Below are 13,888 nucleotides of genomic sequence, written 5' to 3'. Positions count from 1 at the left end.
GGCATTGCCATGGGCACCAGCAGCCTCGCCGCATACAACCGCAAACGCGATTTCAAGCAGTCGCCCGAGCCGGCTGGGCAGGTCGCGAAGTCGGGTGAAGAGCTCAGCTTCGTCGTGCAGAAGCATGCGGCGCGGCGGCTGCACTACGACTTTCGCCTGGAGCTCGATGGCACGCTGAAGAGCTGGGCGGTGCCCAAGGGGCCGAGCCTCGACCCTCACGACAAGCGCATGGCGGTCGAGGTCGAAGACCACCCCTTGTCGTACGGTGGCTTCGAAGGCGTGATCCCCGAAGGCCACTACGGCGCGGGCTCGGTGATCGTGTGGGACCGCGGCACCTGGGCGCCCATCGGAGATGCCCACAAGGGCTACCGCGAGGGCAAGCTGAAGTTCGAGCTGCACGGCGAGAAGCTGCATGGCGGCTTCACGCTGGTACGCATGAAGAGGCGCGACGACGAGCGGCAGACGCCGTGGCTGCTGATCAAGGAGCACGACGACGAGGCCAGGCCGTCCACCGAGTTCGACGTGGTGGAAGCCTTGCCCGACAGCGTGCTCAACAACAAGCCACCGGCCAAGGCTCCCACCAAGAAGGCGGCAGGCAAGAAACAGGCGGGAAAAACACAAGCCCAAGCCACCTTGCCGCTCACGCTGGCGCCACAGCTCGCCACGCTGGTGAACGAGGTACCGCCCGGCGGCGACTGGCTGTACGAGATCAAGTTCGATGGCTATCGACTGCTGACCCGCATTGACGGCGACGACGTGCGCTGCTTCACCCGCAACGGCCACGACTGGTCGCACCGCTTGCCGTCGTTGGTGAAGGCCATCAAGGCGCTGAAGATGGGTTGGGGCTGGCTTGATGGCGAGATCGTCGTCGCGGGTGCGAACGGCACACCCGATTTCCAGGCGCTGCAGAACGCCTTCGACGCGCAGAAGACCCAGAGCATCCAGTACTTCGTGTTCGACTTGCCGTTCCACGGCGGACAGGACTTGCGCGAGGTGCCATTGCGGGAACGCCGCGAGCGGCTGTCGGGCCTGATCGGCCACACGGCCGGCAGCGCGGTGCAGTTCAGCGCCGCGTTTGAAGACGATCCCGAAACGCTGCTCGCGTCGGCGCAAGACGCGGGGCTGGAGGGCCTCATCGGCAAGCGCGGCGAGTCGCGTTATCACGCGCAGCGGTCGATGGACTGGATCAAGCTGAAGGTCAAGGCGCGCCAGGAGTTCGTGATCGGCGGCTTCACCGACCCGAAGGGTTCGCGCACTGGCATCGGCTCGCTGCTGCTTGGCATTCACGACGAGCAGGGCGCGCTGCGTTATGCCGGCAACGTGGGCAGCGGTTTCGACGAGAAGACGCTCACCAAGCTGCGCGCGCAGCTCGACGAGATCGAGGTCAGCGCCAGTGCGTTTGCCGACGCGCCCGCGCGGGTGGGCACGGTCAAGCTGGTCAAGCCGCATTGGGTCAAGCCGAAGCTGATCGCCGAGGTCTCCTTCGCGCAGTGGACGCGTGGCGGCCATGTGCGCCAGGCGGTGTTTCATGGCCTGCGCAGCGACAAGTCGCCGCAGCACATCACCAAGGAAGTGGCGAAGAAAGTGGACAGCACCTCCAGCGGGAAAGCGGTCGGGAAATCGACGGAAAAGTCGGCTGGTAAATCGGCCGCCAGGTCACCCACGAAACTGCCAGACAAGTTCCGCGTGACGCACGCCGAGCGCCTGGTTGATGCCCAGAGCGGCGTGACCAAGGGGCAGCTGGTCGAGTTCTATGCCTCGGTCGCCGATCTGATGCTGCCGCACCTGAAGGAGCGCCCGGTGTCGCTGCTGCGCGCACCCGACGGCGTGGGCGGCGAGCAGTTCTTCCAGAAGCACGCCGAGGGCAGGGCGCTTGCGAACGTCGAGATCCTCGACCGAGGCTTGTACCCGTCGCACGCCTCCCTGCTGGCCATCTCGAATGCGCTCGGCTTGCTGTCGTCCGCACAGATGAACGTGATCGAGTTGCACACCTGGAATGCGACCACGCGCGCCATGGACCGACCCGACCGCATGGTGTTCGACCTGGACCCGGGCGAAGGCGTCGCCTGGCCGCAGGTGCGCGAGGCCACGCAGCTGCTGAAGGGCTTCCTCGACGAACTGGGCCTGAAGAGCTTTCTGAAGACCAGCGGCGGCAAAGGCTTGCACGTGGTGGCGCCGCTCACGCCCAAGTTCGACTGGGACACGGTGAAGGACTTCTCGCGCGCCATCGTCGCGCACATGGCCGAGGTGATCCCGCAGCGCTTCGTCGCCAAGAGCGGGCCGAAGAACCGTGTCGGCCGCATCTTCATCGACTACCTGCGCAACGGCTTGGGCGCCACCACGGTGTGCGCTTGGTCAGCGCGCGCCCGTGCCGGCATGGGGGTGTCGGTGCCGCTGGACTGGGATGAGCTGGCCGATCTGAAAAGCGCCGCGCAATGGACGGTGCTCGACATGGGTGAACGGCTGGACATCGGCAACAAGCCATGGGATGGCTACACCGCCGCGCGGCAGAGTCTCGTCAAGCCGATGAAGGTGCTCGGCTTCGATCCCAAAGGTGAAAGATGAGCCCGCGGGTTTCGAGCGACGCCCGCCGCTCCTCGGCCGGCACGCGCCCCCTTCTGGGGTCTAGCGGCGCACCCACAGAGCGAGGGGTGAGCATCAAAGGCTTGCGGTACGTGAGCGATGCGATGCCGGGCATCCGCCGGCTGCGCCATGGCAATGGCTTTCGCTACCGCCAACCCGACGGCCGCGCGCTGCGCGACGCGCATGAGCTGCAGCGCATCCGCCGCCTCGCCATTCCGCCGGCCTACGAAGAGGTGTGGATCTGCCCGCTGCCTGAGGGGCATCTGCAGGCCACCGGCCGCGACGCGCGAGGCCGCAAGCAGTACCGCTATCACCCAGGCTGGCGCGAGGCGCGCGATGCCGACAAGTTCGTGCGCATGGCGGAGTTCGGTGCGGCGTTGCCGCGCATCCGCGCCCGGGTCAAGCGCGATCTCGAGGCGCCTGTCGGCAGCCGCGCGTCAGTGCTCGCCGCGCTGGTGCGCTTGCTGGACACGACCCTCGTCCGCGTCGGCAACGACGAATACGCTCGCACCAATGGCTCCTACGGCCTTACCACCTTGCGCAACCGCCATGCGGCGGTGAAGGGCAGCGTGCTGCGCCTGCGCTTTCGCGGCAAGAGTGGCGTCTGGCATGAGGTGGCGCTCGACGATCCGCGTGTGGCGCGCATCGTGCGGGCCTGCCAAGCCATGCCGGGGCAGGAGCTGTTCCAGTACGAAGACGAATCCGGTCAGTTGCACTGCGTGGATTCGGGCGACGTGAACGACTACCTGAGAGAGATCCTGGAGACACCAAAACGCACCCGGGCTTCCAAGGCAAAGAGCAGCGCTGATTTCACCGCCAAGGACTTTCGCACCTGGCACGCCAGCGTGCATGCCCTGCAGCTGCTGTGCACGTTGCCCAAGTCAGGCCCTGTGAGCCGGCGTGCGGCCAATGAGGTGCTGCGAGAAGTGGCACGCCGACTGGGCAACACGCTGGCGGTGTGCCGCAAGTCGTATGTGCACCCCGGCTTGATGACGGCGGCAGCCGAAAGGGGACTGACCCATTTGGCGTCTGCCGAGGCTCGGCGTTGCCGGGGGCTTACCGCGGCCGAGTGCCGGCTGCGGGCATTCCTTGCAGAACTTGCCGTTCCGCAACTCAAACGGGCTGCGTAGCCCTTGGGTAGAAAGGTCGGCGAGGACGGTTCAGGTGGGGCTTGCCTACCTGGTGCTCGCCGACCGGGGCACGCTGATGCGCGCCCAGGAAGTTCAGGCGGCGACTGTCGACGTGGGCTTGGAGCCCCCCGCCGCTTCGGCTTCCTTGCACGACGGGGCACACACATGCTGGGCCTTGCCCAGCAAGCGCCGGGTCTTCAAGGTGTTGCGAGGGCGGTGCTTGCCGCACAGGAAACAGGACATGGTGCCAGCCTGGAAATCACCAGCGCTTGCGAAAGGCGAGCCGCCTTCCTTGACCTTGTAGCGCAGGCCATCGGCCTGGATCTTGGTTTTGATAATGTCTTTTGCCAAGGTTTCTTCCCCAAAAACGGTAGAACCCAAGCCGCAGCAGGGGTTCAAGGTGCTGCAAAACAGAGATAGTGACACGAACCTGGCCCGGAGTGTTGCAAACCGTGCATTGACCAAGCTCGCATGAACGGTATGCAAGCGGCGTTCCGTGACAGCCGATTGCTCATAAATGGGGCACTTACCTCGTGTTTCAACGACATTTGGGGCTGCCGGTTCGCCTGGGGTGAGGCTTTGGTCGCATTCTGGTCAGGGAAGCTGGCCGCGGTCTGCTCCAGGTTGGCGGCTTCTCTCTAGTGCGCCGTGTCGATTCCGACCGGCTTCGTTCGTCGTGTCAGCAGACAGCCATGGCCTTTCCCATGACCGTTCTACTACCAAGCCAGGAGATTCCGATGCGCTTCATGATCATTCGCAAGGCAGATGCCGAAACCGAGGCTGAGGCCGGCACCGTGCCGCCCGAGGAGCTGATTGCCGCCATGGGCCGCTACAACGAAGAGCTGGTCAAGGCTGGCGCCATGCTCGACGGCGCGGGCCTGCACCCGAGCGTCCACGGTGCGCGGGTCAGCTTTCGCAACGGCAAGCCGACGGTGATCGACGGCCCCTTCGCCGAGGCCAAGGAGCTGATTGCCGGGTTCACGATGATCCAGGTGAAGTCGCTGGAAGAAGCCATCGAATGGGCCCGGCGCTGGCCTGTGCTCGACGGGGGCGGCAACGTCCAGCTCGAGCTGCGCCAGGTCTATGAGCTCGAGGAGTTCGGCGACGGCGAGGCCATGAAACGCATGCGCGAAGAGGTCTTCGACAAGCTGCCGCCCAAGGGCTAAGCGTTGTCCTAGGTGCACCCCGCCGGCGCTGGGGCGATGTGAGCGGGCCTAGACTCTTTCGCACTGCAGAAAGTAAAAGAAAGAGCACGCCATGTCCGCCAGCCCCATTGTCCAGATCGGCCCACTCGGGTTCCTGTGGGAAACCATCGACCCGTTTCTCTTCTGCGTCTACCACGACGACGCCTATCCCAAGGCCAATGCCGCCTTCGGCCCTGCGGCCTCACTGGCCGGGCGCGACCTGGGGCAGGACTTCGCCGGCAAGGACGGCTGGCGCATGTACCACGGCCTCACCGTACCGGGCTTCCCGGCCCATCCGCACCGCGGCTTCGAGACCGTCACCATCGTCCGCAAGGGCTTGATCGACCATTCCGACTCGCTCGGCGCCACCGCGCGCTTCGGTGGGGGCGACGTGCAATGGCTCACTGCGGGCCGCGGCATCGTCCACTCCGAGATGTTCCCGCTGCTCGACACGGAGCGGCCCAACCCGCTGGAGCTGTTCCAGATCTGGCTCAACCTGCCGGCGCGCAACAAGATGGCGGCGCCGCACTTCACGATGTTCTGGTCGGAAGACATCCCGCACCGGATGATCGAAGACGCCGAAGGCCGTCGCACCGAGGTCGTCTGCATTGCCGGCCGGCTGGGTGAGGTGAGCCCGGAAGCACCATTGCCACCACCGCCCGATTCCTGGGCTTCGCAGTCCGATGCCGATCTTGCGATCTGGACCCTGAAGATGGCGCCCGGCGCCCGCTGGACCTTGCCCGCCGCAAGCGGCCGCGGCACGCGCCGCAAGCTCTACTTCTTCAAGGGCGCGAGCGTCAGCGTCGGTGGTGAACGCATCGTGCAGCACTCGGCCATCGAGCTGCGTGCCGACCAGGCGGTCGAACTCGTCAATGGCGACGACACGGCCGAGTTCCTGATGCTGCAGGCGCGGCCGCTGGGCGAGCCGGTGTCGCAATACGGCCCGTTCGTGATGAACACGCGCGAAGAGATCGAGCAGGCCTTCGCCGACTACCGCCGCACCCAGTTCGGCGGCTGGCCCTGGCCCGACACCGCACCGGTTCACGGCCCTGCGCATCAGCGCTTTGCGGTGCACGCCGACGGCCGGCGCGAGACGCTGCCCGCCCAGATTGACTGAGGTGGGTCGCGGGCGCATGCTGAAGCGAGGAGGCACCCATGAAAAAACGCATCGGATGGTGGTGGTTGTCGTGCCTGGTCTTCGTCGTCGCTCAGACCCAAGCGGCTGACAAGAAGGCAGCGAAGAAGCGCCCCGCGCCCACCGTGATCGAGAGCTGCGTCAGCAAGGACAAGATCAGCTACCGCAACGGCGACAGCGGCACGTTGCTCGACGAGCTCGACCGTTTCCAGGTCGCCGCCGAGATCATGCGGCGTTACCCGATGATCGAGCGTGACGGGCTCTACCCCACGGCCATCGCGCTGTGGCGCCGTTCGGGCGGCGACTGGGTGTTCGCCCTGCTGATGAACCAGCCCGACCCCACCACGCCGCCTTGCTTCACCGCCAACGTGGCGATCACCGAAGTCGAACTCGCACCGGCGCTGTTGAAGAAGTATTTCGGCCTACCCGCCTAGGCGCTTGCACCCCTGTAAGGCAGAGCCCTCTTGGCAACGGCGTGCGTCTGGCCGGAATATTGCAATCGCAGCCTGCGATCTGCCGCCGGCCAGTCAAGTCCGAGCCACGGCTTCCCACTCTTCTTCAAGGACCTTTCATGCACACGAATGCCTTCCGGATTCTTTGCCTCGCTGTCGGCGCCTGGTCGACCGTCGGCGCACTGGCGCAGACCCCGTCGACCCTCGACAAGGTCAAGGCCAGCGGCGTCATCACAGTGGCCTACCGCGAGTCGTCGATCCCGTTCTCCTACCTCGACGACAAGGGCCAGCCCACCGGCTTCGGCTGGGAGATCTGCGGAAAGATCATCGACGACGTGAAGAAGGCCACCGGCCGTGCCGACCTGAAGGTCGAGACCCAGGCCGTGACCTCGGCCAACCGCATCCCCTTGCTGCAGAACGGTACCATCGACATCGAATGCGGCTCCACCACCAACAACTCCGACCGCCAGAAGCAGGTCGCCTTCGCGATCAACTATTTCTACACCGGCACCCGCTTCCTGGTGAAGGCCGACTCACCCATCAAGTCGCTGGACGACCTGAGGGGCAAGACCGTGGTCTCGACCACGGGCACCACCAACTACAAGGTCATCCGCAACCTCAGCGAAGAGAAGAAGCTCGACATCAACCTGCTCGGCGCCAAGGACCACGCCGAGTCGGCGCTGATGGTGCAGAGCGGCCGTGCGGTCGCCTTCGGCATGGACGACATCCTGCTGTACGGGCTGAAGGCCAGCGCATTGAATCCGGCCGAGCTCGCCATCGTCGGCGCGCCGATCCAGGTCGAACCCTACGCCATCATGTTGCGCCGTGACGACCCGGCGTTCAAGAAGCTGGTCGACGGCACGTTGACCAGCCTGATGAAGAGCGGTGAGTTCACCACGCTCTACAAGAAGTGGTTCCAGTCGCCCATCCCGCCCAAGGGCATCAACCTCAATGCGCCGATGAGTCAGGAGCTGCAGGACAACCTGAAGAACCTGTCCGACAAGCCGGCGATGTGAGCGGGAGCCTTAGCTTCAGCCGCACGCCGCTTCGATGCGCCTGCACAAGGCCAGCAGGCGCCGCCGCGCGATGACCAGGCCGATCAGGCTGCCGCCGCGGATACCGAGTACCACGGCCAGCAGCCCCTGCGCTACCCACGCACCGATGGCGGTGGCTGATTCGGGGCCTGCTGGCCGCAGCGGGAAGGCGATCGCGAGCGCGAGCAGCACCACGGCCGACGAGATGCCCAGCACATAGACGTTGGTCGAGAGCAGGCGGTTGATGCGGCGCTCGTCTTCGCTGACCGACGTGCCGCGCAATTGCGGGATGCGCAGCGCGATGCGTATGCGCGGCAGCTCGAAGCGCTTGGCCAGCGCGCCATGAAACGCCTGCAGCTCGGCGAGCGTCTCCAGCGTCACCGTGCGGATGGGAATGATGCGAGGTGGAGTCGGTCGGCTCAAGGCGGGCGCCTGCTCAGCTTGCGCGCAGGGCGGCGTTGGTCTTGGGGAGCGTCGCGGACATCGATGAAGCGGGCGTGCAGGCGGCGGGTGAGAAGCGACGAATTATGCCGGCCGGTACGAGACCGTCGTTTGCACCTGGAGCCCGCCTGTCGCAGGCGAGACTTGCCATGAGGCTCGGCTGAACTATAAAAACGACTTGCGCTGCCCGGCGTTGTCCAAGCAAGCAGCGTTCATAAACTCGATTCCGCCAAAGAACAGCAGCTCGCACCTCATGCAAGCTTGCAGCGGCCCCTGTCGCATCACACCCCTGGAGACGACCATGAATTTCACGATGTCTGAACGGCAAACGCACTGGCGCGATCGCGTTGTCGCGTTCATGAACCAGCACGTCTACCCCGCCGTGCCGACCTACCAGGCGCAGATGAAAGGCTTTGGCGAGAACCGCTGGCAGGTGGTGCCGGTGGTCGAAGAGCTGAAGGCCATCGCCAAGAAAGAGGGCCTGTGGAATCTCTTCCTGCCGGTCGACTCGCTGCCTGAAGACAGCCCGTACCGCGGTGCCGGCCTCACCAATCTCGAATACGCATCGTGCGCCGAAGAGATGGGCAAGGTGGGCTTCGCCTCCGAGGTCTTCAACTGCTCGGCGCCCGACACCGGCAACATGGAAGTGCTGGCCCGCTACGCCAACGATGCGCAGAAGAAGCAATGGATGGAGCCGCTGCTCGACGGCAAGATCCGCTCGGCCTTTCTCATGACCGAGCCGGCCGTTGCATCATCGGACGCGACCAACATCGCCATGGAGATCAAGCGCGACGGCGACCATTACGTGCTCAACGGCCGCAAGTGGTGGTCGTCCGGTGTGGGCGACCCGCGCTGCAAGATCGCCATCGTGATGGGGAAGTCCAACCCCGAGGCGCCATCGCATTCACAGCAGTCGCAGATCCTCGTGCCGCTCGACACGCCGGGGATCGAAGTGATCCGCATGCTGCCGGTGTTCGGCTTCGACGACGCACCGCACGGCCACGCCGAGGTGGTGTTCAAGGACGTGCGCGTTCCCGCAGACCACCTGCTGCTCGGCGAAGGCCGCGGCTTCGAGATCGCACAAGGCCGTCTCGGCCCGGGCCGCATCCACCACTGCATGCGCACGATCGGCAGCGCCGAGGTCGCACTCGAGAAGATGGTCAAGCGCCTGCAGTCGCGCGTCGCTTTCGGCAAACGCATCATCGACCACTCGCTGTGGGAAGAGCGCATCGCCACCGCCCGCATCGACATCGAGATGACGCGCCTGATGTGCCTGAAGGCCGCCGACATGATGGACAAGGCCGGCAACAAGGTGGCCCGCCTAGAGATCGCGATGATCAAGGTGGCCGCGCCGCGCATGGCGCTGAAGATCATCGACGATGCGATCCAGGCACACGGCGCCGGTGGCGTGTCCGAAGACTTCGGCCTGGCCAAGCAGTACGCGAGCATGCGCACGATGCGCTTGGCCGACGGGCCGGATGAAGTGCACAACCGGGCGATTGCGCGGTGGGAGATGGGGAAATACCGCGCCCCCGGCAAGGCGTGAGTCGGTTCTGAGCGGGCGGTTCAGTCCGCAGCCATCGCCTTCCCCACTTCATTGCGCCCTTGCTCGCTGCCCGACTGCGGCACGACCTCATCATCGCGATCGGAGATGGCCTCGAACTGCGCAGCCACCTGGTCATCCGCATCGGCGCCCATGCCGATGTGTGTGCCCATCGTCATCGTGACGTAGCTGCGGGCGAAAGTGCCAGCACCAGCGTTGAGGATCACGCGCGACGGCGCGTCTTCGGACACCAGGTACAGCAAGCCCGGCGTGACAGCCGCGGGTGCGAGTTTGTCCAGCACCACTTGGGGCATCAAGCCTTCGGTCATCGCCGTGGCGGCGGTCGGCGCAAGGCAGTTGACCTTGATGTTGTCCTTCGCACCTTCGATCGACAGCGTCTGCATCAGCCCGACGAGCGCCATCTTGGCGGCGCCGTAGTTAGCCTGGCCGAAGTTGCCGAACAGGCCGGACGATGAGGTGGTGTTGACGATGCGGCCGTATTTCTGTGCGCGCATGATGTCCCACACTGCCTTGCAGCAGTTCACCGCGCCCATCAGGTGCACGTCGACAACCAGCTTGAAGTCGTCGAGGTCCATCTTCGAGAAGCTCTTGTCGCGCAGGATGCCGGCGTTGTTGACGAGGATGTCGACGCGGCCCCAGGTGTCCATCGCGAGCTTGACCGTGGCCTGCACGGCCTCGAAGTCGGTCACCGAGCCGATGCTGGCCAAGGCTTCGCCGCCGGCGGCCTTGATCTCCTGGGCCACGGTTTCGGCGCCGGGCCCGAGGTCGTTCACGATCACCTTCGCGCCGCGTTGAGCGAGCGCGAGTGCGTGCTCGCGACCGAGCCCGCCCCCTGCGCCTGTCACGATGGCGACACGTCCGTCAAAGCTGATGCTCATGGTTCTCTTTCAATTGATCTGGTATGTTCATCGAGGCAAAAAACTGCCCCTTCTTCAAGGGGCAAATCCAGTCCCGATTTAACCAGCAAGGAAGAGCCATGTCGCTGTTCGATCTCACGGGCAAGGTCGCCATCATCACGGGCTCGTCGCGCGGCATCGGCAAGGCGATTGCCGAGCGCATGGCCGAGCATGGCGCCAAGGTGGTGATCTCTTCGCGCAAGCCAGAGCCTTGCGAAGAAGTGGCTGCCAGCATCAACAACGCGCGTGGTGCGGGCACGGCCATTTCGGTCCCGGCAAACATCTCGTCGAAGACCGACTTGAAGAACCTGGTCGACGAGACCTGCCAGCAGCTGGGCAAGGTCGACATCGTGGTCTGCAACGCGGCGTCGAACCCGTACTACGGGCCGATGGCCGGCATCGAAGACGACCAGTTCCGCAAGATCCTCGAGAACAACGTGATCGCCAACCACTGGCTGATCAACTTTGCGGTGCCGCAGATGATCGAGCGCAAGGACGGCGCCATCGTCATCGTCTCGAGCATCGGCGGCTTGCGCGGCTCGCCGGTGATCGGTGCCTACAACGTCTCCAAGGCGGCCGACTTTCAGCTGGCGCGCAACCTCGCGGTCGAATACGGCCCGCACAACGTGCGTGTGAACTGCATCGCGCCAGGCCTCATCCGCACCGACTTCGCGAAAGCCTTGTGGGAGAACCCCGACACGCTGAAGCGCGCCACCTCAGGTGCGCCGCTGCGCCGCATCGGCGAGCCCGACGAGATCGCTGGCGCGGCGGTGTTCCTCGCCTCAGCGGCCGGCTCGTTCATGACGGGGCAGGCGCTCGTCGTCGATGGTGGCGCCACCATCTGAGCCGTTAGGGCTGCAGCGAGAGTCTCAGCTCCAACGCGCGTTGGCAAGAAAAGCGTCGAGCGCGGTGTTGACCTTCTGCGGCTCGTCCAGGTGCGGCCAATGGCTGGTGCCGGTGATGAGCTGCCGAGGGATCTGCGGAGCCTGGCGGTACAGCGCGCTCGGGCCATCGCCATGCGGCGTGTCGATGATCATCTTTGGCCCGGTGTAGGCGGCCAACGCGGGCAGCGGGTCGTTGGCGAACATCGCGCCGACCAGGGCCTTGGTGGCCTCGCGCGGCAGCTTGCGCATGGTGTCGTCCAGGCGGCGCTTGACCGGCGAGCGTGCGCCCTTGGTCATCGACTCCCAGTACGGCTGCATCGTGCTGTCGTAGTCGTTCTCGAGTGAGGCCATGACCTTGTTGGCCAGCTCGGGCGGCGCCTTGCCCGGCGTGGCGACGAGCACCAGGCCCGCCACGCGTTCGGGGTTCTTGCCGGCGTAATCGGCAGCGACCATGCCTCCCAGGCTGTGGCCGACCAGCACGAAGCGGTCGAGCTGCAGGCTGTCTGCCACGGCCGCCACGTCTTCGGCCAGGGCGGTCACTGCGTAGTCGTTGTCAGAGGGCGCATCGGAGAGGCCGTGGCCCCGCATGTCCAACGCGACGGCGCGGCGGCCATGGCGCAGGTGCATCAGCGCAGCATCCCAATGCGTCGTGCTGCCGGCATACGAATGCACGAAGAGCACCGGCAAGGCGTCACCGCTGCCGCCGTCGTCGACCGCGAGCTGGCCGGCCGGGCCGGCGACCATGCTGCGGTGCCGCTTCTGGGTGAGGATGTAGTAGGCACAGCCCGCCGCAGCGACGGCCAGAAGCCCGGCGACGGCTGCCCATGCGGGCCATGAATGTTCTTGCCGGGGGAGGGTGTGGGCGGTGGTGGTGCTCATGGGCGCGGCTCCTTCGCTGCAGGTCGTGATGTGCGGTGGTAGTGGGAAATCATCATGGCCGTCCAGTGGCCGTCGCGCAGCGCGTGCGAGGTCAGCACGCGGTGGTCGTCGTCTAGCCATTCGATGACATCGCGGTAGTGGCACAGCGTGTTGGTGTTGGCCAGGGACGGGCCTTCGGTGTTGAGCGTGAGCACCCGGCCGGCGGCGTCGAGCGTGCCGTCGTACGTCCAGAGCCAGGTCATCATCGAGCCGACCCAGGTGCCGACAAAGCGCTTCTTCGGCGGGTCGAAGCCCAGCGTCATCACCGTGCTGGCTTCGCCGCCGCCCGGCAGCCCACCATGGCCGCCGGCCACCACCCACAGATCACCCAGCGAGCGCACGCTCTCCACGCCGGACACCTTCTCCGGCGCGTTCACGTTGCCCATCAGGGCCGTGGATTCGTAGCGCCACTCTCCACGCAGCCTGCGCAACCACTGGTGCTCTGCCAGCGCTTGTTCCTGCATCCCGTCTCCGATCGAAAGGGGTCGTGCGGTGGGGCTGTGCCGGCACCGTCAATGCAAGGAAGTTACGCGTTGTGCCCGGCGTTTTCTGTAGGACAAGGGCGAATTCGGCCGCGGGCATCCGGCGGTTGTAGCGCCCTCCGCGGTCTGCGTTCAGCGCCCGGTGAAGCGCGCGGCCCGCTTCTCGGCCCAGGCGGCGGCGCCTTCTTTCAGGTCTGCCGATTGCGCCGCCGAGGCAATGTCTCGCTGCAAGTCAGCGGTGTCGAGCACACCGCGTGCGATGCGGGTCAGGTGCTTCTTCATGCCGAGCAACGCCAGCGGCGCCATGCCGGCCAGCGTCTGCGTGAGTTGGTCCGCGGTGTCGGCCAGTTTGTCGGCATCGACCAGGTGGGTGAGAAAGCCGCAGGCGAACATCTCGTCGGCACCGATCTTCTCGGCGGTGAGAAAGAGCTTCTTCGCCGTGTTGACGCCGAGGCGGCTCACGTACCGCTCAAGGCCGCGCTGGTAGAAGTGCAGGCCGAGTCGCGCCGCGGGCATGAACATGTCGACCGATGGCGAGCCGATGCGGAAGTCGCAGGCCAGCGCCAGGTCGGTCGCGCCGCCGTACACGCCGCCCTGGATGACCGCGATGGTGACTGGCCGGGCATCTTCGAAGGCATTCACCATCTGCTCGAACGTGAGCTCGCGTGGGCCGCCGATCTGGCCGATGTCGTAGCCGCTGCAGAAGTACTTGCCTTCGGCTTGCAGGCGGAGGACGAGGACTTGCTCGTTCTGGTTGATGGTGTTGATGTGGTCGGCCAGGGTGGCCAGGTCATCGGGGTCAAGGCGGTTGGCTTGGGCGGGGCGGCGGAGGGTGATGGTGGCGACGTGGGAGTCGATCTTCAGGTCGGGGTGCATGAGGGGGACTTTAGTTTGTGATTTGTTTGTGCCGCTGTCGCGTTGTGGCTTCTTCTGCCTGCCGGCGGGTGCGCCGGGTTTTCGTCCCGGCGGCCGACCTCCTTTCTTGTATCGACAAGAAAGGAGGCAAAGAAGCGACCCCTGCCGACTCGGCCCTCGCGGAGCGAGGGCTGCCTTGCGCTGCTCGGTCTTTGCGGCCGCGCCAAACTCACTTCGTTCGCTGCGCTTACTGCGTTCAAACAAACGGCGCGAAGTCAGTTGTGGATGCGCGCTTGCGCGCGCGCCGCAAAGCCCTGTGCTGCTCAGCTC

14 protein-coding genes are annotated in these 13,888 nt (G+C 65.5%); 8 read left to right on the top strand and 6 right to left on the bottom strand.

Translation table 11 applies throughout. The annotated features are described in order from the left end of the window. The first annotated feature begins 9 nt into the window (after positions 1-9). Both ligD and AC1DYS_RS31010 read left to right on the top strand, forming a co-directional pair. A complete protein-coding gene (ligD, locus tag AC1DYS_RS31015; protein ID WP_477905760.1) occupies positions 10-2,565 on the top strand; it encodes a DNA ligase D in 2,556 nt (851 codons plus the stop codon). Beyond that, positions 2,562-3,713 (top strand): DNA topoisomerase IB, encoded by a 1,152-nt coding sequence (locus AC1DYS_RS31010; protein WP_477905758.1) that lies wholly within the window; start codon positions 2,562-2,564, stop codon positions 3,711-3,713. The genes ligD and AC1DYS_RS31010 overlap by 4 nt, the downstream gene beginning before the upstream one ends. Before the next feature lie 93 nt (positions 3,714-3,806). Here AC1DYS_RS31010 and AC1DYS_RS31005 read toward each other — a convergent pair whose 3' ends face one another. Then, entirely contained in the window at positions 3,807-4,064 is a 258-nt protein-coding gene (locus tag AC1DYS_RS31005) for a hypothetical protein (RefSeq protein ID WP_047492594.1), read from the bottom strand. Positions 4,065-4,450: 386 nt separating this feature from the next. On the opposite strand from AC1DYS_RS31005, the gene AC1DYS_RS31000 reads away from it, so the two are divergent. From AC1DYS_RS31000 to AC1DYS_RS30985, 4 genes are all read left to right on the top strand, one after another. Continuing rightward, positions 4,451-4,879 carry a YciI family protein gene (locus tag AC1DYS_RS31000; protein WP_477905756.1) on the top strand — a complete coding sequence of 143 codons (429 nt, stop codon included), beginning with the start codon at positions 4,451-4,453 and terminating at the stop codon, positions 4,877-4,879. A gap of 91 nt (positions 4,880-4,970) precedes the next feature. Continuing rightward, positions 4,971-6,014 (top strand): pirin family protein, encoded by a 1,044-nt coding sequence (locus tag AC1DYS_RS30995; protein ID WP_477905754.1) that lies wholly within the window; start codon positions 4,971-4,973, stop codon positions 6,012-6,014. A gap of 38 nt (positions 6,015-6,052) precedes the next feature. Then, complete coding sequence (locus AC1DYS_RS30990) at positions 6,053-6,466, top strand: hypothetical protein (RefSeq protein ID WP_477905752.1); 414 nt, start codon at positions 6,053-6,055, stop codon at positions 6,464-6,466. 137 nt (positions 6,467-6,603) lie between these two features. Beyond that, positions 6,604-7,500: an amino acid ABC transporter substrate-binding protein gene (locus AC1DYS_RS30985; protein WP_477905750.1), complete on the top strand. Its 897-nt coding sequence runs from the start codon at positions 6,604-6,606 to the stop codon at positions 7,498-7,500. Positions 7,501-7,515: 15 nt separating this feature from the next. Here the strand turns inward: AC1DYS_RS30985 and AC1DYS_RS30980 are convergent, their stop codons facing one another. Beyond that, complete coding sequence (locus tag AC1DYS_RS30980) at positions 7,516-7,941, bottom strand: hypothetical protein (RefSeq protein ID WP_477905748.1); 426 nt, start codon at positions 7,939-7,941, stop codon at positions 7,516-7,518. Positions 7,942-8,260: 319 nt separating this feature from the next. Between AC1DYS_RS30980 and AC1DYS_RS30975 the strand changes: the two genes are divergently transcribed. Then, complete coding sequence (locus tag AC1DYS_RS30975) at positions 8,261-9,505, top strand: acyl-CoA dehydrogenase family protein (RefSeq protein WP_477905746.1); 1,245 nt, start codon at positions 8,261-8,263, stop codon at positions 9,503-9,505. A 20-nt stretch (positions 9,506-9,525) separates the two neighbouring features. Here the strand turns inward: AC1DYS_RS30975 and AC1DYS_RS30970 are convergent, their stop codons facing one another. Beyond that, a complete protein-coding gene (locus tag AC1DYS_RS30970) occupies positions 9,526-10,401 on the bottom strand; it encodes an SDR family NAD(P)-dependent oxidoreductase (RefSeq protein WP_477905744.1) in 876 nt (291 codons plus the stop codon). Positions 10,402-10,499: 98 nt separating this feature from the next. Here AC1DYS_RS30970 and AC1DYS_RS30965 point away from each other — a divergent pair, with 98 nt between their 5' ends. Beyond that, positions 10,500-11,264 (top strand): SDR family oxidoreductase, encoded by a 765-nt coding sequence (locus AC1DYS_RS30965; protein ID WP_477905742.1) that lies wholly within the window; start codon positions 10,500-10,502, stop codon positions 11,262-11,264. Between the two features lie 24 nt (positions 11,265-11,288). Here AC1DYS_RS30965 and AC1DYS_RS30960 read toward each other — a convergent pair whose 3' ends face one another. From AC1DYS_RS30960 to AC1DYS_RS30950, 3 genes are all read right to left on the bottom strand, one after another. Next, positions 11,289-12,182, bottom strand: a complete 894-nt coding sequence (locus AC1DYS_RS30960) for an alpha/beta fold hydrolase (protein WP_477905740.1) — start codon at positions 12,180-12,182, stop codon at positions 11,289-11,291. After that, the gene (locus AC1DYS_RS30955) at positions 12,179-12,685 is read right to left on the bottom strand and encodes a DUF1579 domain-containing protein (protein WP_477905738.1); all 507 of its coding nucleotides are present in this window, start codon (positions 12,683-12,685) and stop codon (positions 12,179-12,181) included. The genes AC1DYS_RS30960 and AC1DYS_RS30955 overlap by 4 nt, the downstream gene beginning before the upstream one ends. A 150-nt stretch (positions 12,686-12,835) precedes the next feature. Next, positions 12,836-13,579, bottom strand: coding sequence for an enoyl-CoA hydratase/isomerase family protein (locus AC1DYS_RS30950; RefSeq protein ID WP_477905736.1), 744 nt, complete (start codon positions 13,577-13,579; stop codon positions 12,836-12,838). Positions 13,580-13,888: the final 309 nt, after the last annotated feature.

The sequence above is a fragment of the Rhizobacter sp. P2_G4 genome, assembly GCF_056403575.1.
The sequence above is the reverse complement of the archived record's forward strand: the minus strand, read 5'-3'. Positions and strand labels throughout refer to the sequence as shown.

What these genes read in the sequence shown, in the direction of transcription:
- ligD (WP_477905760.1), top strand. Translation starts at nt 10, where the DNA reads ATGGGCACCAGCAGCCTCGCCGCATACAACCGCAAACGCGATTTCAAG.
- AC1DYS_RS31010 (WP_477905758.1), top strand. Translation starts at nt 2,562, where the DNA reads ATGAGCCCGCGGGTTTCGAGCGACGCCCGCCGCTCCTCGGCCGGCACG.
- AC1DYS_RS31000 (WP_477905756.1), top strand. Translation starts at nt 4,451, where the DNA reads ATGCGCTTCATGATCATTCGCAAGGCAGATGCCGAAACCGAGGCTGAG.
- AC1DYS_RS30995 (WP_477905754.1), top strand. Translation starts at nt 4,971, where the DNA reads ATGTCCGCCAGCCCCATTGTCCAGATCGGCCCACTCGGGTTCCTGTGG.
- AC1DYS_RS30990 (WP_477905752.1), top strand. Translation starts at nt 6,053, where the DNA reads ATGAAAAAACGCATCGGATGGTGGTGGTTGTCGTGCCTGGTCTTCGTC.
- AC1DYS_RS30985 (WP_477905750.1), top strand. Translation starts at nt 6,604, where the DNA reads ATGCACACGAATGCCTTCCGGATTCTTTGCCTCGCTGTCGGCGCCTGG.
- AC1DYS_RS30975 (WP_477905746.1), top strand. Translation starts at nt 8,261, where the DNA reads ATGAATTTCACGATGTCTGAACGGCAAACGCACTGGCGCGATCGCGTT.
- AC1DYS_RS30970 (WP_477905744.1), bottom strand. Translation starts at nt 10,401, where the DNA reads ATGAGCATCAGCTTTGACGGACGTGTCGCCATCGTGACAGGCGCAGGG.
- AC1DYS_RS30965 (WP_477905742.1), top strand. Translation starts at nt 10,500, where the DNA reads ATGTCGCTGTTCGATCTCACGGGCAAGGTCGCCATCATCACGGGCTCG.
- AC1DYS_RS30960 (WP_477905740.1), bottom strand. Translation starts at nt 12,182, where the DNA reads ATGAGCACCACCACCGCCCACACCCTCCCCCGGCAAGAACATTCATGG.
- AC1DYS_RS30955 (WP_477905738.1), bottom strand. Translation starts at nt 12,685, where the DNA reads ATGCAGGAACAAGCGCTGGCAGAGCACCAGTGGTTGCGCAGGCTGCGT.
- AC1DYS_RS30950 (WP_477905736.1), bottom strand. Translation starts at nt 13,579, where the DNA reads ATGCACCCCGACCTGAAGATCGACTCCCACGTCGCCACCATCACCCTC.